Genomic DNA, 21,307 nt, shown 5'->3' with positions numbered 1-21,307 from the left:
GGATCCGCTCAGGCGTCGCCGGCCACGTCGCGGCCGTCGGCGGTGTGGGGGTCCTCGTCGATCGCCTCGACCGCGGCGGTCGGCTCGGTCTCCACCCCGGGCGGACGGCGGTCGAGGTGGACCCCGGCGATCATGCAGCGCACCGACCCGCCGGCCAGCTCGATGGTGGGGATGTCGACCGCGACGATCTCGCAGGACTCCTCGATGGCCGCGACCTGCTCGGGCCGCAGGCTGCGCCGCGCCCGCGCCGACATCGCCATCACGTAGCGCCGCCGGCCCTCGGGGGTGCGACCGCACAGCTCGACGGCGTTGCCGGCGAACTCCCTGACCTGCTCCTCGGTCAGCTCCACCACGCGCCGGCCGTTGACCGTCAGCCGCTCGCGCACCTGCTCGCGGCGCGCGACGTCGGGGATCATCTCCAGCGCGATGAGGGCCACGTCGGTGCCGATGCAGGCGATGACGTTGGTGTGGTAGACCGGCACGCCCGTCGAGTCCACGGCGTCGAAGGCCATCGGCTCGTAGCCGAAGTCGGTGCAGAAGCGCTCGAGCACGTGGGTGTCGGCGCGGTGGCTGACCGCGGTGTAGGCCACCCGCGAGACGTGGTCGAGCACCATCGCGCCGGTGCCCTCGAGGAAGATGCCGTCGGGCTCGAGGCCGGAGTAGTCGATGATCGTCTGCACCCGGTAGCTCGACTTCAGCATCTCCAGCACGTCGGAGCGACGCTCGTGACGACGGTTGGAGGCGTACATCGGGTAGACCCCCACCACGCCGCCGGCGTGGGTGGAGAGCCAGTTGTTGGGGAAGACGCTGTCGGGGCGGGTGTGGTCGTCGTCCTCGAAGACGTGGACCCGCACCCCGGCCCCGCGCAGCGCGTCGGCCACCGCGTCCATCTCGGCCACCGCCCGGGCCGAGATCACCTCGTCGGGCTCGCCCTCGGGGGCCTCGGACTGGAAGGCGTTGTCGGCCGCCGTGGCCGGGTTGGGCAGGAACTTCGCTGCGCGGACCAGGATGACTGCGGACGGGGCTTGAGCACTCACAGGGCCGCAATCTAGGTCACCCGCCGGGCCCCTGCGGCATCCAGGGGTGCCGGGCGGCCGCGGGTTTCGCCGGCCGGCTGGCGAAACCCGCGCCTGTCGGCCCACGCACGGGCCGACAGGTGCGGGTCCGGGCCGACAGGTGGCGCCGTCGCCCCTGCGGACCCGGCCGCCCGCCTCAGGCGCGCGGGTCGTCGAGCACGTCGCGCCAGGAGTGCTCGGGCTCGTAGCCGAGCATCCGTCGGGCCTTGTCGATGGAGTAGAAGGTCTCGTCGCGGCCCATCTCCTTGCGCACCTCGACGCCGGCGTAGAAGCGCTCGATCACCTCGTCGGTGGTCGCGGCGACCGACATGTCGGCGTTGGCGACGTTGAAGACCTCGAAGCCGAGCCCGTCGGTCTCCAGGCAGCGCTGGGTCATCTGACCCAGGTCGCGGGTGTCGATGTAGGCGAAGACGTTGCGCCGGCGCAGCGCGGGGTCCTCGAGGAAGGCCGGGAACATCTCGGCGTACTCGTGGGGCTCGATGACGTTGTTGATCCGCAGGCCGTAGATGTCGGCGCCGCTGCGGGCGTGGAAGGAGCGCGCGGTGACCTCGCCGGACACCTTCGACATGGCGTAGGAGTCCTCGGGCACGACCGGGTGCTCCTCGTCGACGGGCACGTAGAGCGGCTTGCGCTCGCCCTGGGCGAAGCAGATCCCGTAGGTCGTCTCCGAGGAGGCGAAGACGACCTTGCGGATGCCGAGCCGGGTCGCGGCCTCGAGCACGTGGTAGGTGCTGAGCACGTTGATCTCGTACGTCGCCGCGTCGGCGCGGATCATCGGCGCCGGGATCGCCGCGTAGTGCACGACCGCGTCGTAGGCCGAGCCGCGGGTCAGGTCGAGGTCGGGGTCGTCGAAGTCGGCCTGCGTCGGCACGCCGGCCATCGCGGAGTAGGTCTCCCCCGCGTCGGTGAGGTCGACCCGCAGGTCGGTGACGTCGGGGTGCCCGAGCGGGGTGAGGTCGGCGTTGGTGACCTGGTGGCCCTGGGCCGCGAGGTAGGGGGCCACGTGGTGTCCGGCCTTGCCGCTGCCGCCGGTGAAGAAGATGCGCATGCCTCCACCCAACCACCCGGGGCCGCGCCGTCCGCCCACCCCAAGGGGCCAGTGCCGGCCCCGGTCACATCCCCCCGACGCTGTCGCCCTCGGTGAGGAAGGTCGGCCAGCGGCCCGGCTCGGCGTCGCCGGTGCGCACGACCGGGCTCACCGGCGTGCACCGCAGGGTCGACACCTCGCAGGAGACCACCTGCTGGGCGCGCAGCGGGTCCACGGCGTGGCGCTGGCGGATCTGCTGCGCGACACCGAAGAAGGTGTCCTCGTCGCTGAAGGCCACCAGCAAGAAGTGCCGCCAGGGGACGTCGACGTCGCGGCGCTCCCCGGTGTCGGCGTCGTAGGCGACCGCGGGCGTGGGCCACACGCCGACGTCGAGGAGCGTGCTGCGGTCCGGTGAGAGCCGTCCGGTGCCGAACTCCGTGGCCCGCCCCGGCACCCGGGTGCGGCCCGCGCTCCGCACGCCCACGTGGTAGCCGTCGGCGAAGACGGTCTCGTCGAGACCCTCGAAGGCGGGGACCCCCAGCGGGGCCTCGCCGGCCTCCGTGCTGGAGCCGTCGGCCAGGTCGATGGTCGCGTCGTCGTAGAAGAGCCGCTCGTCGCTGACCCCGCGCAGCAGCGGCATGATCTCGCCGTAGAGGTCGGCCAGGTCGTCGCCGCTGTCGGGCTCCTCGTCGGGCGTGCGGTAGAGCTGCTCGCCGGTGCGGGTGTCGAAGGCGGCGACCTGCAGCACGTGGGTGCCGTAATCGTCGGTGGGCCCGCGCGACTGGTCGACCGTGGCGAGGACCGAGCGGTCCGCCGACACCGCGAGGTTGCCCCAGCCGACGTCCTCGACGCGCTCGGTCGCGCCCTCCGCGCTGGTGAACATCAGCGTCGACCCGCGCATCCAGTAGGCCCCCGTCGCGCCCAGCACGTACTGGTCGACCCGCCGCCCCAGCCGCACGCTGCTCTCCCCCACGTGCAGCGTGCCATCGTGGAGCCACGAGGGCGCCGTGGCGTCCCAGGTGCTCGACCCCACCGGCAGCTCGAAGGGCGGCGCGTACGTCGCACCCGTCGACGTGCCGCACCCCGCGAGCAGCAGGGCCGACCCGACGATCCCGAGCGCTGTACGGCGGATCTCCACCACGTCATGGTCGCACGCCCCGGGACGGGACGTCCGCAGACAGCAAGAGGCCCTCACAGCGAGCTGTGAGGGCCACTTGGCGTTGTAGCGGGGGGACTGCGCACGCCTGCGCTCGTCCCGGTGACCGTCGCCACTCCCCCGCTGCGCAAGGCACCTGCCAGGGCATCTGCCACCCGGTACTCATCGCTGGATCGAAGCACGTGGCGCGGACATGCCTACGCCCGTACGGTCGAGACCCTGGCTCAGCCTGGGGCGGCGTCGTCACCAGTCCCTCTGATGAGCTTCGCCGGGACGCCGCCGACGATCGTGTGGGCCGCTACGTCCGTGGTGACCACTGCGCCGGCAGCCACGATCGCACCGTCTCCGATCGTGACACCAGGGACGACTGTCACGGAGGCACCGAGCCAGACCTGGCGACCGATCACGATCGGCGCTGGGATCATGTCTGCGCGCCGCGCAGGATCGACGCTGTGGTTCAGGGTGGTCAGCGTGCTGCCGTGGCCGATGAGTGTGCCGTCGCCGATGGTGATGCCGCCGGTGTCCTGGAAACGGCAGCCGATGTTGATGAAGACATCCCTGCCGAGGGTCAGGTTCTTGCCGAACTCGCTGTAGAACGGCGGGAAGAGGGCGACCGACTCGTCGATGTCCTTGCCGGTGAGCTCTGCCAGCAGGTGTCGCACCTCCGCGGGTGTGCGGTAGCCGGTGTTGAGGTCGGCGGTGATCCGCAGGGCGTCTTGGGCTGCGCCGTGCATGAAGAGGTGTTCTGCTGAGCCCCCTTCGATCAGCGCCTCGCGGTTCACGTGGTCGAGGAAGTCCTGAAGGTCCATCTCAGTCACCCTGTACCTCGACGATCGCCGTGACCGGGCCGTCCAGCTCGGAGATCCGCTGAGCGGCGTCGCCGTCCAGCCTGCCGAGGACCACGATGCCCGGATAGTAGGACTGATCGCCGTAGTAGAGGACGAGGTCGTTGCCAGGGGCGTAGTAGCCCAGGTCACCCACGTCGGGGTCCGCGCCCTCGGGCTGACCGGCCAGGGAGAGCGGCGACGGGAGCGGCCCGGTCTTCTCCACGTTGCCGTGGTCCATCATGTCGATGGTCACGGGCAGCTGAGCGATCAGGTCCCGGGCGGCCGAGCTCTCGGCGAGGGTGGACTGGAAGCGCTGCCCGCCGATGGTGATCTGGATCCTCATCCTGCTCTCCTCTTCCTTGGCCGAGGCGGTGCTCTCCGTGTTCAGGGACGTCGTTGGGCTGTTGCTGGCAGGCGCAGTTTGCGGGCGCGTGTCGTCGCCGGGCTCGGGACGGCCGCAACCCTCGCCGGTCACTGCGATGGCGGTGGAGAGCACCACCGCCCCCAGTGTTCTCGACATCGGGATCGCGATCACAGCGTGAGCAGGACCTTGGTCGCCGTGCGCTGGTCCATGGCCCGGTACCCCTCGGCGGCCCTCTCGAGCGGGAGGGTGAGGTCGAAGACCTTGCCGGGGTCGATCGTGCGGTCCCAGATCAGCTGGATCAGCTCGGGCAGGAAGCGCCGCACCGGGGCGGGACCCCCGTGGAGGTGCACCCCGGCCATGAAGAGCTCGTCGCCGGGGACGGCGATGTCGTGGGAGACCCCGACGAACCCGACGTGCCCGCCGGGGCGGGTGGAGTGGATCGCCTGCATCATGGCCTCCTGGGTGCCGACCGCCTCGATGACCGAGTGTGCGCCGAGTCCGTCCGTGAGCTCCTTGAGCCTGGCGACACCGGCCTCGCCGCGCTCCTCGACGATGTCGGTGGCACCGAACTCGCGCGCCAGTGCCTGACGGTCGGCATGGCGGCTGAACGCGATGATCCGCTCGGCACCGAGCTCGTGGGCCGCCAGGATCGCGAGCAACCCCACCGCGCCGTCACCGACGACCGCCACGGTCTTGCCCGGTCCCGCCTCAGCCGCGACGGCGGCGAACCAGCCGGTCCCGAGCACGTCGGAGGCTGCCATCAGGGACGGGATGAGGTCCGGCTCCGGCATCCCCGGAGTCGCGACCAGGGTGCCGTCGGCGAGGGGGATACGGGCCAGCTCGGACTGCGTGCCGAGCGTGCCCATCATGACGCGGTGCGTGCAGTACGCCTGGTAGCCGGCCAGGCAGATCTCACAGGTGTTGTCGGATGCCCAGAAGGAACCGACGACGAAGTCACCGACCTTGATGGTGCGGACATCGGCCCCGATCTCCTCGACGACGCCGACGTACTCGTGGCCCATCACCTGGTGGTCGACGGGCTCAGCTCCCCGGTAGGGCCACAGGTCGCTGCCGCAGATGCAGGTCGCCGTCAGGCGGAGGATCGCATCCGTGGGCTCGGTGATCTTCGGGTCCTCGCGGTTCTCGACCCGGACGTCCCCGGGACCGTGCATGACTACTTGACGCATCGCGGCGCACTCCTCTTCGTTGCTTGTGTTCGTTGCTTCTGTTCACGTGGTGGTGGCACCGACGCTGCGCCACGACGTCGAGTGAACCTGCTGTCCCGATCCGCTGGAAGTCACTGTCGAGAGGTGTACTGACAGGGCATCCCTCGTGGCTCTCCTCCGCGCCGGCAGCGGCTTAGGCTCGGCAGCGTGGACCAGCCCCATGACGTGCGCCAGGAGGTACGAGAGTTCCTCACCACACGCCGCGCTCGGATCACCCCGGACCAGGTCGGCCTCCCGATCACCGGCACTCGGCGCGTGCCCGGACTGCGCCGCAGCGAGGTCGCCGCCCTGGCGGGTCTGAGCGTCGAGTACTACGCCCGGCTCGAGCGCGGGCAGATCACCGGCGCCTCCACCGGCGTCCTCGACGCCCTGGCTCGCGCCCTGCAGCTCGATGAGACCGAACGCGCCCACCTGCTGGACCTGGCGCGCGCCGCCGACGGCATCCCGACCTCGGGACGCGCACGCCGTCGTACGCCGGGCAAGGCCGCCTCGCGACTGAGCCTGCAGTGGGCGCTGGAGGCGATCACCGACGGCGTCGCGTTCGTGCGCGACCCCCACCAGAACCTGCTCGCCACGAACGCGCTCGGTCGTGCGTTCTACTCGCCCGTCATCGGCGACGGCGGGCGGATTCCCAACCTCGCCCGTTTCCAGTTCCTCGACCCCGCCTCCCGCGACTTCTACCCCGACTGGGAGCTGTTCGCCGAGATGTGTGTCGGGATCATGCGCGCCGAGGCTGGACGAGACCCCCACGACCGGGGACTGCAGGACCTCGTCGGAGAGATCGCCACCCAGAGCGAGACCTTCCGTCACCTGTGGGCCGACCACAACGTCCGCTCCCACGGTGCCGGCACCAAGCGCTTCCAGCACCCGGTCGTCGGCGAGCTGACCCTCGCCTACGAGGAGCTCGCCATCACCGCTGAGCCTGGGCTGGTGCTCATGGTCTACACGGCCGAGCCCGACTCCCCCTCGGCCCAGCGTCTCCGTCTGCTCGCTTCCTGGGCAGCACCCGCAGACCCCTCTCGACCACCGCTCCACGAACACGTTGAAGGAACCTGATGCAGATCACCCGCAGCTCGATCGACACCGCCCGAGGCCCGGCTGACTGGTTCACCGGCGACGTCTACATCGACCCCGTCGCCGCGGCACCGTCCCCGTCACGCGTCACCGCGAACCTGGTCCACTTCATGCCCGGGGCGCGCACCCACTGGCACCGCCACCCGCTGAGCCAGACCGTCTTCGTCACCGAGGGCGTCGGCCTGTGCCAGCGCCGCGGCGGACCGGTCGAGATCATCCGACCCGGCGATCGTGTCCTCTTCGAGGCCGACGAGGAGCACTGGCACGGCGCCGCCCCGAACCGGCTCATGGTGCACCTGGCCCTCAACGAGGGCGACGACCAGCATGACGTCGTCCACTGGCTCCAGCCCGTCACCGACGCCGAGTACACCGCAGCAGCACCGGTGGCTCAGGCCTGAGTGGAGTCGATCTCGCGGGAGCAGGGCTGGGTGTCCGTCCGACCCTGATGTCCCCTCAGTGGCCGCGCACATGCAAGAGGCCCTCACAGTCAGACTGTGAGGGCCTTTTGACGTTGTAGCGGGGGCAGGATTTGAACCTGCTCGTGGCAGCAAGCGAGTTCGCGGTCACTGCACCGCTAATGCGCCTCTGACCTGCAGATAAGCACTGCGTAGGCCATGGCACGTGCCACCAGCGATGCCCACGAGTGGACATGTTTCGTGGCACGCTCGTGGCACGCCTCATGTGTGGTGGGGGGCAAAGTAAGCGGCCCTGACCGGTGCGCCAACACCAGCCAGGGCCTAGGTCACCCGTCGCGAGAGGACGAACAACCATGACCCGGAACCTAACGCCAACCGCCCGCCGATACGGGAGTGTTCGCCGCATCAAGTCGGGCCGTTGGCAGGCCCGCTACAACTGCCCCACGTGCGACACTATGCACCCGGCGCACACCACCTTCGACACCGAAGGCATGGCCGAGGACCACCTAGCCGGCATCCGCAGCGACATCATGCGCGATCGCTACCTCTGCCTGGTCGAGCGCAAACGAGCTGAGGCCGACCAGCAGCGAGCTGCCACCGCCGAACGCGCCGCCGAGGTGTCGTTCGGCGCCTACGCCGGCCTGTGGCTGTCCCGCCGAGCCGAGTCGGGTCGACTCAAGCCGCGGACCGTGATGCTCTACCGCCGCCAGCTGGAGGCCGACGTGCTGCCGACCTTTGCCGGCACTCCCCTGCCGGACATTGACGTGCCGGCTATCGACTCCTGGTGGGAGCAGCTGCGCGCCGACCACCCCAGCCGGGCCACGGGCAACGCGCACGTCTACGGACTCCTCAAGACCATCATGGGGGCCGCTGTGCGCGACAGGAAGCAGCCGCGCGTCGTCGCAAACCCGTGCCAGGTGGAGCCCGACGAGCTGAGCCGCCCCAGGCGCAAGCAGAACGATCCGGCGACCGTGCAGGAGGTCCGTGCGATCGCTGACGCGATGCCCGATCGGCTGCAGCTGGCGGTATGGCTGGCGGCCTTCTCGGGTCTCCGCTTCGGCGAGCTGGCTGAGCTGCGCCGACGCGACGTCGACATGAGTGCAGCTGAGCCGGCACTGGCGGTTTCGCGCGCGGTGGTCCACCGCGAGGGCCGCACCATCGTGGGCGAGCCCAAGACGCACGCGGGCGTCCGCGTTGTGTACCTCCCCGGGTTCGTGCGCGATCGGCTACAGGCGCACCTGCAGGATCACGCGCAGCCGGGATCGGACGGCCTGTTGTTCACGGGACCACGAGAGAGCCGCAAGCGGTGTGAATGCGGTTATACGGGCTGCCGGGGCAACCACTTGCTCAACAGCACGCTCCACCGCGCCTATGGGCCGGCCAGGGTGGCCGCAGGGCGCCCCGAGCTGCGCTGGCACGACCTGCGGCACACGGGCCTCACAGAGGCGGCGCGCAACGGCGCGACGCTGGCCGAGCTGCAGGCCCGCGCGGGCCACTCCACGCCAGTCATGGCGATGCACTACCAGCGAGCGACACAGGAACGCTACCGCGAGCTGGCGCGACGCATGTCTGAGCGCTGGGAGGCCGACCTGGCCAGCGCGCCAGCCGTTTAGCGGCCGGCGCAGGTCCACAGCCTGCCCGCGATGCGCCCCGACCTGCAGCAATGCGTGTCGGGGCGTTGTTGTGCCACGAACGTGCTAGCTACCGGCGCCGCAGCGCCACAATGACCCATGGCCGTTCGGAGATTGCCCGACCTCACGCCGGCTCAGGTCTTGCGTTTGCAGGACGCTCTGCTGGCGAATGCCGATGCGCTGCTCACATCGGCACTAGCCGTCCTGGACCTAGGACACGTGGCGCTTGCCAGATCGCTAGCGATCCTGGGATTGGAGGAATCCGGGAAGGCGGTCGCAGTCCACGAGCGCCGCCTACTGATGACGAGCTTGCCCGAGGGTGAGCCGTTCCGGTGCGACGAGCTAGACGAGCTGTGGGAAAGTCACGAGCGCAAGCTAGAGACGGTTCACCGCTTCCTCCTGCATGAGCCCTACTGGTTCGGGACCGAAGCGCCGAACCCTGACGAGAATGCGGCGGTCCTAGGCGCCATCAAGTCGTGGGCGCGGCGTCAGGACAAGTCCAAGCAGCGCGGTTTCTACGTTGGCTTGAGCCGCAACGGCGAGGCGATGGCCCCAACTGACGTGGCCGATGCGCAGTCACTGCGCGAGATCATCGGGCAGGTGCACCAGATCGGTTGGCAGCTTCGCCTGGGCGAGCACATCGAGGGCAAGCGCCAAGACGAACAGGAGCGCGGCCTAGAACCAGTGAGACCTGAGGACCTGGACTGGCTCGACGCGGACCCCGAGACCCCTGCCTACCTGCGGCGCTTGGGAGCGCGCATGCGTGCGTCACTCGCGCACGGGCTCGACGGTCGGCCCCTGTCGAACGCTGCCTACCGGTTCAACCCGCCCGGGGCGGACCGATCACCATTCCGAAACCTTGGTAAGCCAGGCTATGAGGCCGAGACGCGCGAACTGATGACGATGTACGAACGCCTGGCGCCCACCGACGGTGACAACGCTTCACAAGCTGATTCCGCGGAGTGGCTGTCCCGCGACGCCGACTGAGCAACTGCCCGCGAGCTGCAAAGCCGCAGGTCAGCTTGCCCGACTCGGGCCGCTGCGTCGGCTGTGCCACGAACGTGCCAGCGAACGTCCGTTGCGGGCTGAGTCGGATGGAGAAGCGCCCGCTGTGCGGCATGGTCGGGCGGAGCCGGCAGGGCGGCATGGTCGGACGGTTGAAGGCATCCGCCGGACTACGCCGTACCGCGCACTGCGTCCTCCACGATCAAGTCCGATTCGCTCAGGACTATCGCGGTCTCGAGCTAGCTGCGCTGCTCGAGCGGGAGCGTCGTGGTGTGAGGCCGTCTAGAGCTGGTCCTGCTCGCGGACGTGGGCTGATGACGGCTTGCACGGACGCCGCATCTCGGTCTCTCCGCCTGGGACGGGAGGGTCAGGGCTGCGGACTGGCGAGTGCCGCGGTGCGAGCGAAGTTGACCGCGAGGCGCTGCGGCGGGCCGTCGTCCTGCATCGCTGCTTCGAAAACTGGCTCGGGCACGTTGAGGGCCCAAGCGTTCATGGCTTCGAGGACGCCTCGAAGTTCCAGGCCCACGGGGGTGAGCTCGTAGACGACTCGCGGCGGGATCTCGGCGTACGCCGTGCGGGTCACCAGGCCGTGGGTCTCGAAGCGACGCAAGCGGCTGGTGAGCGTGTGTGCGCTGATGCCCGGCAGGGCCTGCATCAGCTCGGTGAAGCGCAGCGGTCCGTGCATCAACTCCCGCACGACCAGGGTGGCCCATGGGCCGTCGAGGAGCATCAGGAAGCGGGAAACTCCGCACTCGGGCACGCAGACCTTGTTGATCGTCACGATTCGCACGATATGCCATTACTGCAGTTGACGTAACCGATGTAGTAGATGCACTAATGGCCGCATGACCTATCTCGTCCACGGCGCCTCCGGCGCTCAAGGCTCTCCTGTCCTCTCTGCTCTGCGCGCCACCGGCCACGACGCCACCGCTGCGGTCCGTGACCCTTCCTCGATCGTCGGCGCGGCAGTCGCGGTCGACTACAGCTCGGTCGACTCCCTCGTCTCGGCTTACCGCGACGCGTCCGGCGTCTTCGTCCACGTCCCCGTCGGCAGCCCCCAGCACCAGTCCGAGGTGGCCAGCAACGTGGCGATCGCCCTGGCTCAGGCCGGTGTCCGCCGCGTCGTGATGTCCACCAGCGGCTACACGCTCGAGGCAGACAGCGGACCCGCGATCCTCGCCGCAGCGCTGGAGTCCTCAGGCGCCTCGTACGCGATCCTCGAGCCCAAGCTGTTCCTGGAGAACCTGCTGCTGCCCCCGGTCCTGGGACCGGCGCGCTCCGAGGGAGTGCTGCGTTACCCCGTGCGAGCCGACTACCCACTGTCGTGGGTCTCGCACCTCGACGTCGCGGACGCCGCCGTCCGGCTCCTCACCGACGCGTCGGTCACCGGACGCGTCACGATCGGTGCGCTGCCTGCGCTGCTCGGAAGCGACCTCGCCGATGGTTTCAGCACGTACTTCGAGACGCCCGTCGTGTTCGAGGCACAGGACCCCGAGGAGTTCGGACGACAGATCATCCCGATGTTCGGCGAGCAGGGCGCTCGCCCCGTCATCGACTCCTACGTGTGGCGTCAGACCCAGGCCTCCGAAGTGATCGACGAGGAGCCCTCGGCCCAGCGCCTCCTGGGACTCTCGCCACGCACCGTCGCACAGTGGCTCGAGGAAGCCGCCGTCTGAGCGCCACCCACTCGACGCCCGGACCGGCGGCTCTTTCGGCCGCCCCCTCGACCTTGTGATGGCCGGCGCACATGGTCGAGTCTGTGTGGGTCGCACCGGCCCGTCCACGACAGCGAGGTCACCTATGGCACCCGACAGGTCCCTGCAGGACGTCTACTTCCCGGAGCTGCGCTGCTTCGGGTGCGGCCCGGCCAATGCCGACGGTCTCCACCTGCGCAGCTTCGCCGACGGCGACGGCCGGGCGGTCGCCCGGTTCACCCCGTCGCCGCACCACGACAACGGTCTCGGCTACCTCAACGGCGGCATCATCGCGACCCTGCTCGACTGCCACTCGGCGGCGGTGGTCACGCACGAGGCGCACGAGCGCGGCTGGCCGCCGCTCCCGGGCGCCGCCCTGCCCTACGTGACCGCCGGGCTCGACGTCTCCTACCTGCGGCCCGCGCCGCTCGAGCACGCCGTCGAGCTCAGCGCGAGCGTCGTGTCGGCCACCGAGGCGGAGATGACCGTCGAGGTCGTGCTCGCCTGGGACGGCCGCGACCGCAGCCGGGCCACGGCCCTGTGGAAGCGCTGGCGACCGCGCTGACCGTTCGAGTCATCGAACCCGCGTCGCAGCTACAACGGCGGCCGAGGGAGCCCGATACGTGGGCCGCTGGCGGCATCACTGCTCAACCAGCGGCGTAGACGCCTGCGAGCCACGGGGCAACGACCCGTCACGAGAGGCCCACCGGCAATACGTTCGGGATTTCCTCGCCATGGTCGACCCGACGACGGGCTTCATAAAAGACAACTAGGGCCTTCGTCGCGCAAGCCCGCAGACCTGGCAGCGCTATCGATGGGTGACGACCTCGTGGCGAGGCTGACCGCTTGGAACACGGCCTACTCGGAAGACAAGGTGCCTATCGAAGGCTCGGGCGACGAGGCTTGGCTGAGCGAAGGCAAGCGTTTACTCGGCGAGGTCCGCTCTGCTTTGCAGGACCAGCACCAGGTGGTCGTGACTGAACCGTGGTGGGGTGAGGAGCCGACCTGAGCCATGACCGCTCATCGGCAGAGTCGAGCGTATCCGAGGAATCTCGTGGCACGGCGCCACGGCTGCCGGCATCGGCCAGAGCTTCGTGGCACGTTCGTGGCACGGCCCTAAAACCAGAAACCGCCGCTGACCTCATTCCTGCAGGTCAGCGGCGGTTTCTTACTTGTAGCGGGGGCAGGATTTGAACCTGCGACCTCTGGGTTATGAGCCCAGCGAGCTACCGAGCTGCTCCACCCCGCGCCGGTGAACAGAACATTACAGACGTCGCCCGGGAGGCACAAATCGGGGCCCGGACGACGTCGTCCGGGCCCCGATCGGGTGCTGCTGGTGCTGCCGTCAGGAGGTCGGCGAGGCGCTCTCCGACGGGCTCGCCGAGGCGTCGGCCGAGGGCTCGTCGCCCGCGGTGTCGCCCCCGTCGGAGCCGTCGGAGCTGTCGGAGCCCCCCACGCCGCCGGGGCGCGACTCGGCCAGGGTGATGGCCTGGCTGATGAGGTCCTGGGCCTCCTGGTTCTGCGCCTGGTACTCCGCGAGGTCCTGCTCGGCCAGCGCAGCGTCGGCGGCGTCGAAGGCCTCCTGGGCCTGGTCGAGCAGCTGGGCGATCTGCTGGTCGACGGTGAGGTCCTCCCCGCCGCCGTTGCCGCCACCGTTGCCCCCGTTGCCCCCGTTGCCGCCGGGGTCGACCGGGTCGGGCAGCTCGGTGTCGTCGACGCCGAGGGCGACCTGGAGCGCGTCGGTGAGGCTGCGTCCGACGCCGACCTCGTCGCCGTAGGAGACCAGCACGAACTGCAGGATCGGGTAGCCCGAGCTCGACGCCGAGCGCACGGCGTAGACCGGCTCGATGTAGATCAGGCCGTCCTCCACCGGCAGCGTGAGCAGGTTGCCGAAGATCGGGTCGGAGGTGCCCTGGGAGTAGGGCAGCAGCGCGTCGCGCACGCCCTCGTCCTGGGCGAACTCGTTGGCGATGAGCCCGGGTCCGGGCGTCGTCTGGTCCTGCAGCTCCAGCACGCTGAGCTGGCCGTAGGTGTCCGACGTCGCGTCGGAGTCCACCGACATGAAGGAGGCGAGGTTGTTGCGCTCGAAGGGCACGAAGACCGAGGTCAGCGACCACTCCCCCTCGCTGGTGGTGCTGCCGTCCTGGTTGGCGAAGAGCCGGTAGGGCGGCTGCAGGCTGGTCGAGGCCGAGTTGGGGTCCTCCGGCACCTCCCAGCGGTCGTTGCCCTGATACCAGTCGTTGGCCTCGGTGACGTGGTAACGAGCGAACTGGTAGCGCTGGACCTTGAAGAGGTCCTCGGGGTAGCGCAGGTGCTCCATGAGCTCCTCGGAGATCGAGTCGTAGGGCTGGACGGTGCCCGGGAAGGCGCCCTCCCAGGCCCGCAGGATCGGGTCCTCGGTGTCCCACTCGTAGAGCGTCACGGTGCCGTCGTAGGCGTCGACGGTGGCCTTGACCGCGTTGCGCATGTAGTTGATCTCGTCGGTGGGGATCGGCTGCAGGCCCACGTTGTCCTGGAGCGAGTCGTCGATCATCGTGGCGAACGACTCCTTCTCCGCACCGGGGAACCGGTCGGTGGTCGTGTAGCCGTCGACGATCCACTGCACCCGACCGTCGATCAGCGCCGGGTAGGCGTCGCTGTCGATGGTCAGCCAGGGGGCGACCTTCTGGACCCGCTCGCTGGGGTTGCGGTCGTAGAGCACCTTGGAGTTCTCGTTGACCCGGCCCGAGAGCAGGAAGTTCGGCTCGCCGTACTTCACCGCGAACATCAGCTGGTCGAAGGTGTTGCCGATGTCGACGCCGCCGTCGCCGTCGTAGGTGGTGCGCTGGTCGGTCTCGCTGTCGTTGGCCAGGCCCAGCTCGACGTCGGCGTCGTCGGCGTCGGCCTTGCCGACCACCGAGTAGTCGGGGCTCTGCTCGCCGAAGTAGATCCGGCTCTCGTAGCCCTCGTCGCCGAGGTTGGACAGCGTGTCCTGGCCGGCCTGGTTGCCCTCGGCCCACACGATGCCGCCGTCGTTGTCCTCGCTGGCCGCGACCGGTGCGTTGGTGGCGGTGCGCTGGTTGGCGAAGGCGGCGATCAGGCCGTTGCCGTGGGTGTAGGTGGTGTGGAGGTTCGACCAGTTGCGGTCGCCGGCCGGGATGCCGGACTGGTCGAGCTCGCGCACGCCGAGCACGAGCGCGCGGTCGACGCCGTCGATCTCGTAGCGGTCGACGTCGAGCACGGGCGCCACCGAGTAGTAGGCGCGACCCTGCTGGGTCTGCTCGAAGGTGTCGCGCACCAGCCGCGGGTCGATGAGCGGCACCGAGGTGACCTGACCGTCGACCTGCGAGAAGTTGCCCGCGTCGGCGGTGGCGGTGCTCTGGTACTCGGTGGTCTGCACGTCCTCCAGGTCGTACGCCGTGCGCGTGGCGTCGATGTTGGCCTGGATGTACTCCTCCTCGCGGTCGGCCTCGGAGGGGTTGACCTGGAACTGCTGGACGATGCCGGGCCAGATGATGCCCAGCAGCACCGCCGACAGCGCGAGCAGCGCGATGCCCACCGACGGCAGCGTCCAGGTGCGGCGCCACACGTTGAGGAAGAACAGCACCGCGCAGATCACCGAGATGCCGATGAGGATGTTCTTGGCCGGCAGCACGGCGTTGGCGTCGGTGTAGGTGATGCCGGTGATCAGCCCGCCGGCGTCGGTGGCCAGGTCGAAGCGGTCGAGGTAGTAGTCGCCCGCCTTGGCCAGCACGAAGAGCCCGAGCAGCACCGAGAGCTGGGCCTGGGCGGCGCCGGTGAGGCGCTCGCTGGGCACCTGCAGGCGGATACCGCCGTAGAGGTAGTGCGTCAGCGCCGCGGCGAGCAGGGCGACCACGAAGGTCGCCATCGCGAAGTCGACGAGGTAGTGCAGCCACGGCAGGTCGAAGACGAAGAAGCCGGCGTCGCGGCCGAAGTGCTCGTCGTCGTAGCCGAACTCGCCGCCGTTGCGCCACAGCATGAAGGTGCGCCACTGCCCCGCGCCCGAGGTGCCGGCGAAGACCAGCAGCACCGCGCCGACGGCCAGCACGAGCCAGCGCCGGATCGGGTTGACGGCCTCGCGGTAGCGGTCGAGGCCGTTCTGGTCGGGCATGCTCACGAAGAGCGGGCGGGTGCGGAAGGCGATCACCACGTTGACGCAGACCACGAGCGCCATGAGCAGCCCGAAGACCGCGAACATGCCGACGCGGGTCCACAGCACGGTGGTGAACACCGAGGTGTAGCCGACCGAGCCGAACCACAGCCGCTCGGTGTAGAAGCTGGCGAAGGCGGTCAGCGCGAAGAACGCGACCACCAGCACCGCGCCGGTGATCACCAGCGCGCGCGATCGACTCCGTGGCCTGGGCGGCGGGGAGCCCTGCTGCTCCTCGTCGTACGTCTCACTCACCGTGGGTCCCTCTCGTCACTGCGGTCGTTGCTCATGTCGGTACTCGTGTCGCTGCTGCTGTCGTGGGTCGCGTCCGGGACGGAGCCCGGGGCCGGGTCGGCGCCCGGTTCGCCGGGGTCCTCGAGGAGCGTGCCGGCCAGCAGCTCGACGAGCGCGGGCACGAGGTCGGCTCCCCCGACCACCTTGGAGTCGTCGTCGTGGCTGCGGAAGCGCATCGCGCAGTACGCCGACCCGTGCCGGGTCACCCCCGCGGCGATCCGCAGCTCCTGGCGCTCCGGGTGGGTCCGGGCGAACTCGGCCGCCGCGTCGGGGTCGGACGGCACGTCGGCGTCGGCGCCCGGCGGCAGCACGAAGCGCTCGACGACCGCGGCGCAGCCGGCCACGTCGGCGGGCCACACGATGGTCTCGAGCACCTGCTCGAGCAGCTGGTCGGGGCGCAGCTGGTCCTGCTCGATCGCGGTCAGCGAGCCCTGCTCGGTGGAGGCGTCGAGGCCCATGGCCGCGGCGAGCGCCGGCTCGTGCTCGACCAGCTGGCCGGTGTCGACGAGGGCGAAGAGGTGCGCCGGCTGGTCCCAGCCGCTGGTGGCGACGTGCTGCTCGATCTCCAGCACGGCCGCGGCCAGCGCGGGGTCGACGTCGAGGTCGCTCAGGTCGTCGAGCAGGTCGTCGCCGGGAAGGTCGCCACCGGGAAGGTCGTCGCCGGGAAGGTCGTCGCCGGGAAGGGGGTCCTCAGGCGTCATCGGGCACGTCCTCACAGCTGGGAAGGGCGGCGTCGGGGTCCTCGACCCAGTCCTGGATCGCCGCGAGGGTGGAGTCGAAGGTGTCGGCGCGCAGCAGCCGGATGCCGTCGACGTCGGCGCCGAGGGCCTCCTCGCAGTTGTCCGGCGGCACGAGGAAGAGGGTGGCGCCGTCGTCGGCGGCGCCGGCGATCTTCTGCTGGATCCCGCCGATGGGGCCCACCGAGCCGTCGAGGGCGACGGTGCCGGTGCCGGCGATGACCTCCCCTCCGGTCAGGGAGCCCTCGGTGAGGGTGTCGTAGATGCCCAGGCTGAAGACCAGGCCGGCGCTGGGGCCACCGATCTTGGGGTCGATGGCCACCGAGACCTCGAAGGGGAAGCGGTAGCCCTCGCCGGGCACGACGCCGATGCGGGGCTGGCCCTCGACCTCCTCCGGGGTGATGCTCACCTCGCGGCGCCGACCGTCGCGCTCGATGACGACGGCGAGCGGCTCGCCGGCCTCGGCGCCGGAGACGGCCGCGACGAGCTGACGCGGGGTGCGCACCGGCTCCCCGCCGACGCTGCGGATGATGTCGAGCGGCTCGAGCACGCCCTCGGCGGGGGTGCCCTCGTCGACGAAGTAGACCTTCACGGCGCGCTCGACGTCGTAGCCGAGCTTCTCCAGGGCCACGGCGGTGGCGACGTCCTGGGAGGTCACCATCGAGATGGCGCCCTGCTGCTGGTCCTCCTCGGCGCTCTCGTCGTCGGGGTGGATGAAGTCGTAGGGGTAGACGGCGTCCTCGGGGTCGGCCCAGGCCCGCAGCAGCGTGAAGAGGCTCGACCCGCCGGTCTGGCCGGGAGGTGCCGCGGCCGAGACCGAGACGGTGGTCATGCGCAGCTGGCCGGTGTCGCGGTAGGTCTTGGCGCCGCGCACCTGGATCGTCTCGTTGCCCTCGGGCTGGGCGAGCACGTCGACGGTGGTGCCGGGGGCGTAGGTGCCGAAGGGCAGCCGCACCAGCGAGGTCACGAGGAACAGCGCGAGGACCAGCGGCGCGGCGATGAGCGCGGCGATGGAGCGCTGGGTCATGGCGCCAACTGTCTCATTGGTCACCAACCGTCCCGTCCACCGGCTCGCGTGCCGCGAGCCAGGGCGGACCGCCCGGTCGGTCGGGCGCTCGGGTCAGGACGCCCGGCGCGACTCGCCGGGGCGCTGCGAGGCCGCGGGCCCGCGGGGCGCGCGCGAGGGGCGCACGGCGATGCCGGTGCTCCGGTCGCGCTCGGGGGCGGGGGCGGCGTAGCCGGCGCGGTCGGGCCGGGCCAGCGCGCCGGCCATGCGCTCGAGGGCGGCCTCGCGGTCGACCTGCTCACGCGGCTCGCGACCCACCCAGCCGACCCAGGCCATGGCCAGGACGGCGACGACGGCGGCAGGCGCCAGCCAGAGCAGGATCTCCACCTGTGCAGGGTAGGTCGCCCGCGGGCCGCGGCGGCGCCGAAACGCCGGGCGCCGGCTCGGGCAGTGGTCGCCCGGGCACCGCTCAGGGGGTGCCGACCCACTCGTCGGTGCCGTCGACGAAGCGCTGGTGCTTCCAGATCGGCACCTCCGCCTTCAGCGTGTCGATCAGCGCCCGCGAGGCCGTGAAGGCGTCACCGCGGTGGGCGGCGACCGTGGCCACGACGACGGCGATGTCGCCGATGGCCAGCGACCCGGTGCGGTGCACCGCCGCCACGGCCTGGACGTCGTGGTCGGCGGCGACCTGCTCGCAGACCGCCTCGAGCCGCGCCAGGGCGGTGGGGTGGGCGCTGTAGTCGAGTCCCACGACACCCGCGCCGTGGTCGTGGTCGCGCACGCGGCCCACGAAGAGGGTCAGGCCCCCCGAGGTCGGGTCGTCGAGGGCGTCGAGCACCTCGGTGACGTCGAGCGGGTCCTCGCGCAGGGCGGCCAGGCGGACGGCGGGATGAGCCATGGGCGCGACCCTACTCACTGTCCCACTCACCGCCGGCGGGTTGGGGCTCACGGCGTACCGTGGGGCCATGAGCAACGACTCCGGCGACACCCCGAACGACTCCGGGAACGGCCCCGACGACGGCGGTCAGAACCCGTTCAAGGGCACGCCGTTCGAGCAGTTCTTCAACCAGCTCGGCGGGATGGGCGGGGGCGGCGGCGCCACGCCCGGCGGCTTCGGGTTCGGCTTCGGCACCGGCGGCTCCGGCGCGAGCGGCGGTGCGGGCGGGGCCGGCGGCTTCCCCGGGTTCCCCGGCATGGGCGGCCCCGGCGGCATGCCCGACCTCAACCAGCTCTTCGGCCAGATCCAGGCCATGATGCAGCCTTACGACGGCCCGCTGAACTGGGACGTCGCCCTCGATACCGCCCGCAAGGCCGTCGCGCAGCAGCCCGACCCCTCGCCCACGCAGCGCCAGAAGGACGCCGTGGCCGACGCCGTGCGCCTGGCCGACCACTGGCTCGACGACACCACCGCCTTCCCCTCCGGCGTCACCTCGACCGCCGCCTGGAGCCGCGCGGAGTGGCTGGTGGGCACCGTCGACGTGTGGAAGGTGCTCGTCGAGCCGGTCGCCAAGCAGACCGTCGACTCGCTGGGCTCCGCCCTGCCCGAGGAGGCCCGCGCGGCCTCCGGCCCCCTCCTCGGCATCATCGGCAAGGCCGTGGGCGTCATGCTCGCCAGCCAGGTCGGCTCCGGCCTGGGCGCGCTGGCCTCCGAGGTGCTCACCGCCTCCGACGTCGGCCTGCCCCTGGGCGCCGCCGGGCGCGCCGCCCTCGTGCCGGCCAACGTGGAGGCCTTCGCCGCCGGCCTCGACGTCAGCACCGACGACGTCCTGCTCTACCTCGCGCTGCGCGAGGCCGCCCACCAGCGGCTCTTCGCCCACGTGCCGTGGCTGCGCGAGCACCTGCTCGGGGCCGTCACCGCCTACGCCCGCGGCATCGAGATCAACGCCGAGGCCATCCAGAGCCGCATCGAGGAGCAGATGCGCGGCGTCGACCCCACCGACCCCGAGTCGATGCAGCGCCTGCTCGAGGGCGGGCTCTTCGACATGCCCAAGTCCCCCGCCCAGGAGGCCGCGCTGCTGCGCCTGGAGACGACGCTGGCCCTCGTCGAGGGCTGGGTCGACGAGGTCGTCGGGCAGGCCACCGCCGAGCGCATGCCCGCCGCGGCCAAGATGCAGGAGGCCGTACGCCGCCGCCGCGCGGCCGGCGGCCCGGCCGAGGACACCTTCGCCTCGCTGGTCGGCCTCGAGCTGCGCCCGCGCCGGCTGCGCGACGCCTCGACCCTGTGGGGCTCGCTGCGCACGCGTCAGGGCACCGAGGCCCGCGACGGGGTGTGGATGCACCCCGACCTGCTGCCCAGCGCCGCCGACCTCGACGACCCGCTGGGCTTCCGCGAGGACGCCGCCGCCCCGGCCGAGATCAGCGAGTCGGACTTCGACGCCGAGCTGGCCAAGCTCCTCGACGGCGACCTGCCGGACGGTGACCAGCCCGGTGACCAGCCCGGTGACCAGCCCGATGACCAGCCCGGTGAGGGCCCGACCCCGGCGTGAGCCTGCACGCCGACGCGCTCGCGGCCCTCGAGGCCTGGGCGGCGCCCGACGCCGCCCAGGAGGCGCTGCGGGTGCGCTACGTCGCCCACCTGCGCGCCCACCCGGACGGTCTGGAGCGCGGCTGCCGGCCCGACCACCTCACGGCCAGCACGCTCGTGCTCGACCACGACCGCGCCCACGTGCTGCTCACGCTGCACGCCAAGGCCCAGGAGTGGTTCCAGCTCGGCGGCCACTGCGAGCCCGGTGACACCACGCTGGCCGGCGCCGCGCGGCGCGAGGCCACCGAGGAGTCGGGGCTGGGCGACCTGCCCCTCGACCCGGTGCCGGTGGAGCTGAGCGAGCACCCCGTGCCGTTCTGCGGCCCGCGCGACGGGGTGCTCGTGCACCACCTCGACGTGCGCTTCGTCGCCGTGGCCGCCCCCGGCGCGCAGGTCGCGGTCAGCGAGGAGTCGCTCGACCTGCGCTGGTGGCCGGTCGACGCGCTGCCGTCGGGCCCCGACGGGCGACCGGACCCCGACATCGCGGCCCTCGTGGCCCGCGCCCTGCACCGGGCGGGTCAGTCGACGCCGTCGGCGCTGCCGTCGGCGGGCGGCTCGACCCGCGCCGCGGCCGACCAGCCCAGCAGGTAGCCCTTGGCCCGCTCGGCCTGGGGGTAGCGGTCGACCCACGCCCAGAAGCGGGCGTCGTGGCCGGGCTCCAGCAGGTGGGCCAGCTCGTGGACCAGCACGTAGTCGATGACCCACGCCGGCATCCCCTGCAGCCGCGCCGAGAGCCGGATCGAGCGGTCGCCCGGCGTGCAGGAGCCCCAGCGCGAGCTCTGGTTCTCCACCCACCGCACCGTGTCGGGCACGGCCATGCCGCCGAGGTAGCGGTCGTTGAGCGACACCGCCCGGGTCCGCAGCTCCTCGTCGCTGGGCAGGCGGCGGCGCTCGGCGCGCTCGAGGCGGGCCAGCATGGTCTCCACCCACTCGGCCTCCTCGCTGGGCGAGAGGGTGTCGGGCACGAGCACGACGATCCGGTCGCCGTCGCGGTAGGCCGAGACCGTGCGCCGGCGCCGCGTCGAGCGGCGTACCTCCACGTCGGGGCGCGCCCGCGAGCCCGCGGGGTCGCTCGTCGGCGGCGGTGACATGGACGACAA

The 21,307-nt window shown here is 71.1% G+C and carries 22 protein-coding genes and 1 tRNA gene; 9 read left to right on the top strand and 14 right to left on the bottom strand.

Annotation, left to right across the window (positions count from 1 at the left end; translation table 11 throughout):
- Window positions 1-8: 8 nt before the first annotated feature.
- The 6 genes from ctlX to ASF50_RS06050 all read right to left on the bottom strand — a co-directional run bounded on the left by ctlX (window position 9) and on the right by ASF50_RS06050 (window position 5,637).
- Window positions 9-1,037, bottom strand: a complete 1,029-nt coding sequence (gene ctlX, locus ASF50_RS06075) for a citrulline utilization hydrolase CtlX (protein WP_056903781.1) — start codon at window positions 1,035-1,037, stop codon at window positions 9-11.
- Between the two features lie 175 nt (window positions 1,038-1,212).
- Complete coding sequence (locus ASF50_RS06070; RefSeq protein ID WP_056903780.1) at window positions 1,213-2,124, bottom strand: NAD-dependent epimerase/dehydratase family protein; 912 nt, start codon at window positions 2,122-2,124, stop codon at window positions 1,213-1,215.
- A 64-nt stretch (window positions 2,125-2,188) separates the two neighbouring features.
- Window positions 2,189-3,241 carry a hypothetical protein gene (locus ASF50_RS06065; protein WP_156718120.1) on the bottom strand — a complete coding sequence of 351 codons (1,053 nt, stop codon included), beginning with the start codon at window positions 3,239-3,241 and terminating at the stop codon, window positions 2,189-2,191.
- A 242-nt stretch (window positions 3,242-3,483) separates the two neighbouring features.
- Window positions 3,484-4,068: a DapH/DapD/GlmU-related protein gene (locus tag ASF50_RS06060; RefSeq protein ID WP_056903778.1), complete on the bottom strand. Its 585-nt coding sequence runs from the start codon at window positions 4,066-4,068 to the stop codon at window positions 3,484-3,486.
- Window position 4,069: 1 nt separating this feature from the next.
- A complete protein-coding gene (locus ASF50_RS06055; RefSeq protein ID WP_200920038.1) occupies window positions 4,070-4,429 on the bottom strand; it encodes a cyclophilin-like fold protein in 360 nt (119 codons plus the stop codon).
- A 188-nt stretch (window positions 4,430-4,617) separates the two neighbouring features.
- Complete coding sequence (locus tag ASF50_RS06050) at window positions 4,618-5,637, bottom strand: zinc-dependent alcohol dehydrogenase family protein (RefSeq protein WP_082502803.1); 1,020 nt, start codon at window positions 5,635-5,637, stop codon at window positions 4,618-4,620.
- Window positions 5,638-5,823: 186 nt separating this feature from the next.
- On the opposite strand from ASF50_RS06050, the gene ASF50_RS06045 reads away from it, so the two are divergent.
- The 4 genes from ASF50_RS06045 (at window position 5,824) to ASF50_RS06030 (ending at window position 9,784) form a co-directional block, all read left to right on the top strand.
- Window positions 5,824-6,732 (top strand): helix-turn-helix transcriptional regulator, encoded by a 909-nt coding sequence (locus ASF50_RS06045; protein WP_056903776.1) that lies wholly within the window; start codon window positions 5,824-5,826, stop codon window positions 6,730-6,732.
- Window positions 6,732-7,148 (top strand): cupin domain-containing protein, encoded by a 417-nt coding sequence (locus tag ASF50_RS06040; protein WP_056903775.1) that lies wholly within the window; start codon window positions 6,732-6,734, stop codon window positions 7,146-7,148. Before ASF50_RS06045 ends, ASF50_RS06040 begins: the two co-directional genes overlap by 1 nt.
- A 473-nt stretch (window positions 7,149-7,621) precedes the next feature.
- Entirely contained in the window at window positions 7,622-8,779 is a 1,158-nt protein-coding gene (locus ASF50_RS06035; RefSeq protein ID WP_056903774.1) for a tyrosine-type recombinase/integrase, read from the top strand.
- A gap of 117 nt (window positions 8,780-8,896) precedes the next feature.
- Complete coding sequence (locus tag ASF50_RS06030) at window positions 8,897-9,784, top strand: AbiV family abortive infection protein (RefSeq protein WP_056903773.1); 888 nt, start codon at window positions 8,897-8,899, stop codon at window positions 9,782-9,784.
- A 385-nt stretch (window positions 9,785-10,169) separates the two neighbouring features.
- On the opposite strand, the gene ASF50_RS06025 is transcribed toward ASF50_RS06030, so the two are convergent.
- Window positions 10,170-10,583 (bottom strand): winged helix-turn-helix transcriptional regulator, encoded by a 414-nt coding sequence (locus ASF50_RS06025; protein WP_200919040.1) that lies wholly within the window; start codon window positions 10,581-10,583, stop codon window positions 10,170-10,172.
- Window positions 10,584-10,647: 64 nt separating this feature from the next.
- Here ASF50_RS06025 and ASF50_RS06020 point away from each other — a divergent pair, with 64 nt between their 5' ends.
- The 3 genes from ASF50_RS06020 (at window position 10,648) to ASF50_RS06010 (ending at window position 12,505) form a co-directional block, all read left to right on the top strand.
- Window positions 10,648-11,478, top strand: a complete 831-nt coding sequence (locus tag ASF50_RS06020; RefSeq protein ID WP_056864023.1) for an SDR family oxidoreductase — start codon at window positions 10,648-10,650, stop codon at window positions 11,476-11,478.
- Window positions 11,479-11,602: 124 nt separating this feature from the next.
- Window positions 11,603-12,061: a PaaI family thioesterase gene (locus tag ASF50_RS06015; protein WP_056864022.1), complete on the top strand. Its 459-nt coding sequence runs from the start codon at window positions 11,603-11,605 to the stop codon at window positions 12,059-12,061.
- Window positions 12,062-12,310: 249 nt separating this feature from the next.
- Entirely contained in the window at window positions 12,311-12,505 is a 195-nt protein-coding gene (locus ASF50_RS06010) for a hypothetical protein (RefSeq protein WP_056864021.1), read from the top strand.
- Between the two features lie 166 nt (window positions 12,506-12,671).
- Here the strand turns inward: ASF50_RS06010 and ASF50_RS06005 are convergent.
- The 6 genes from ASF50_RS06005 to ASF50_RS05980 all read right to left on the bottom strand — a co-directional run bounded on the left by ASF50_RS06005 (window position 12,672) and on the right by ASF50_RS05980 (window position 18,581).
- A tRNA-Met gene (locus ASF50_RS06005) sits at window positions 12,672-12,745 on the bottom strand.
- A 96-nt stretch (window positions 12,746-12,841) separates the two neighbouring features.
- Window positions 12,842-15,901, bottom strand: coding sequence for a UPF0182 family protein (locus ASF50_RS06000; protein ID WP_056903772.1), 3,060 nt, complete (start codon window positions 15,899-15,901; stop codon window positions 12,842-12,844).
- Window positions 15,898-16,641 carry a PPA1309 family protein gene (locus tag ASF50_RS05995; RefSeq protein ID WP_200920037.1) on the bottom strand — a complete coding sequence of 248 codons (744 nt, stop codon included), beginning with the start codon at window positions 16,639-16,641 and terminating at the stop codon, window positions 15,898-15,900. Before ASF50_RS05995 ends, ASF50_RS06000 begins: the two co-directional genes overlap by 4 nt.
- Window positions 16,631-17,704, bottom strand: coding sequence for a PDZ domain-containing protein (locus ASF50_RS05990; protein WP_056903771.1), 1,074 nt, complete (start codon window positions 17,702-17,704; stop codon window positions 16,631-16,633). Before ASF50_RS05990 ends, ASF50_RS05995 begins: the two co-directional genes overlap by 11 nt.
- A gap of 93 nt (window positions 17,705-17,797) precedes the next feature.
- Window positions 17,798-18,070 carry a hypothetical protein gene (locus tag ASF50_RS05985; RefSeq protein WP_056864018.1) on the bottom strand — a complete coding sequence of 91 codons (273 nt, stop codon included), beginning with the start codon at window positions 18,068-18,070 and terminating at the stop codon, window positions 17,798-17,800.
- Window positions 18,071-18,152: 82 nt separating this feature from the next.
- Window positions 18,153-18,581, bottom strand: a complete 429-nt coding sequence (locus ASF50_RS05980) for a molybdenum cofactor biosynthesis protein MoaE (RefSeq protein WP_056864017.1) — start codon at window positions 18,579-18,581, stop codon at window positions 18,153-18,155.
- Window positions 18,582-18,648: 67 nt separating this feature from the next.
- Between ASF50_RS05980 and ASF50_RS05975 the strand changes: the two genes are divergently transcribed.
- Both ASF50_RS05975 and ASF50_RS05970 read left to right on the top strand, forming a co-directional pair.
- Window positions 18,649-20,169 (top strand): zinc-dependent metalloprotease, encoded by a 1,521-nt coding sequence (locus ASF50_RS05975; RefSeq protein ID WP_082502799.1) that lies wholly within the window; start codon window positions 18,649-18,651, stop codon window positions 20,167-20,169.
- The gene (locus ASF50_RS05970; RefSeq protein ID WP_082502797.1) at window positions 20,166-20,798 is read left to right on the top strand and encodes an NUDIX hydrolase; all 633 of its coding nucleotides are present in this window, start codon (window positions 20,166-20,168) and stop codon (window positions 20,796-20,798) included. The genes ASF50_RS05975 and ASF50_RS05970 overlap by 4 nt, the downstream gene beginning before the upstream one ends.
- On the opposite strand, the gene ASF50_RS05965 is transcribed toward ASF50_RS05970, so the two are convergent.
- Window positions 20,726-21,298, bottom strand: a complete 573-nt coding sequence (locus ASF50_RS05965) for a M48 family metallopeptidase (RefSeq protein WP_056864016.1) — start codon at window positions 21,296-21,298, stop codon at window positions 20,726-20,728. The genes ASF50_RS05970 and ASF50_RS05965 overlap by 73 nt on opposite strands.
- Between the last annotated feature and the right edge of the window lie 9 nt (window positions 21,299-21,307).

Origin of the sequence: Nocardioides sp. Leaf307 (assembly GCF_001423135.1) — a bacterium.
Lineage (GTDB): Bacteria > Actinomycetota > Actinomycetes > Propionibacteriales > Nocardioidaceae > Nocardioides > Nocardioides kribbensis.
Note: the sequence above shows the minus strand (reverse complement) of the source record. Positions and strands in the feature narration are given on the sequence as shown.

Excerpts from the sequence above, each read along its gene's own strand:
- ASF50_RS06070 (WP_056903780.1), bottom strand. The coding sequence starts at position 2,124 with ATGCGCATCTTCTTCACCGGCGGCAGCGGCAAGGCCGGACACCACGTG.
- ASF50_RS06060 (WP_056903778.1), bottom strand. The coding sequence starts at position 4,068 with ATGGACCTTCAGGACTTCCTCGACCACGTGAACCGCGAGGCGCTGATC.
- ASF50_RS06055 (WP_200920038.1), bottom strand. The coding sequence starts at position 4,429 with ATGAGGATCCAGATCACCATCGGCGGGCAGCGCTTCCAGTCCACCCTC.
- ASF50_RS06050 (WP_082502803.1), bottom strand. The coding sequence starts at position 5,637 with ATGCGTCAAGTAGTCATGCACGGTCCCGGGGACGTCCGGGTCGAGAAC.
- ASF50_RS06040 (WP_056903775.1), top strand. The coding sequence starts at position 6,732 with ATGCAGATCACCCGCAGCTCGATCGACACCGCCCGAGGCCCGGCTGAC.
- ASF50_RS06035 (WP_056903774.1), top strand. The coding sequence starts at position 7,622 with ATGCACCCGGCGCACACCACCTTCGACACCGAAGGCATGGCCGAGGAC.
- ASF50_RS06030 (WP_056903773.1), top strand. The coding sequence starts at position 8,897 with ATGGCCGTTCGGAGATTGCCCGACCTCACGCCGGCTCAGGTCTTGCGT.
- ASF50_RS06020 (WP_056864023.1), top strand. The coding sequence starts at position 10,648 with ATGACCTATCTCGTCCACGGCGCCTCCGGCGCTCAAGGCTCTCCTGTC.
- ASF50_RS06015 (WP_056864022.1), top strand. The coding sequence starts at position 11,603 with ATGGCACCCGACAGGTCCCTGCAGGACGTCTACTTCCCGGAGCTGCGC.
- ASF50_RS06010 (WP_056864021.1), top strand. The coding sequence starts at position 12,311 with ATGGGTGACGACCTCGTGGCGAGGCTGACCGCTTGGAACACGGCCTAC.
- ASF50_RS05995 (WP_200920037.1), bottom strand. The coding sequence starts at position 16,641 with ATGACGCCTGAGGACCCCCTTCCCGGCGACGACCTTCCCGGCGACGAC.
- ASF50_RS05990 (WP_056903771.1), bottom strand. The coding sequence starts at position 17,704 with ATGACCCAGCGCTCCATCGCCGCGCTCATCGCCGCGCCGCTGGTCCTC.
- ASF50_RS05980 (WP_056864017.1), bottom strand. The coding sequence starts at position 18,581 with ATGGCTCATCCCGCCGTCCGCCTGGCCGCCCTGCGCGAGGACCCGCTC.
- ASF50_RS05975 (WP_082502799.1), top strand. The coding sequence starts at position 18,649 with ATGAGCAACGACTCCGGCGACACCCCGAACGACTCCGGGAACGGCCCC.
- ASF50_RS05965 (WP_056864016.1), bottom strand. The coding sequence starts at position 21,298 with ATGTCACCGCCGCCGACGAGCGACCCCGCGGGCTCGCGGGCGCGCCCC.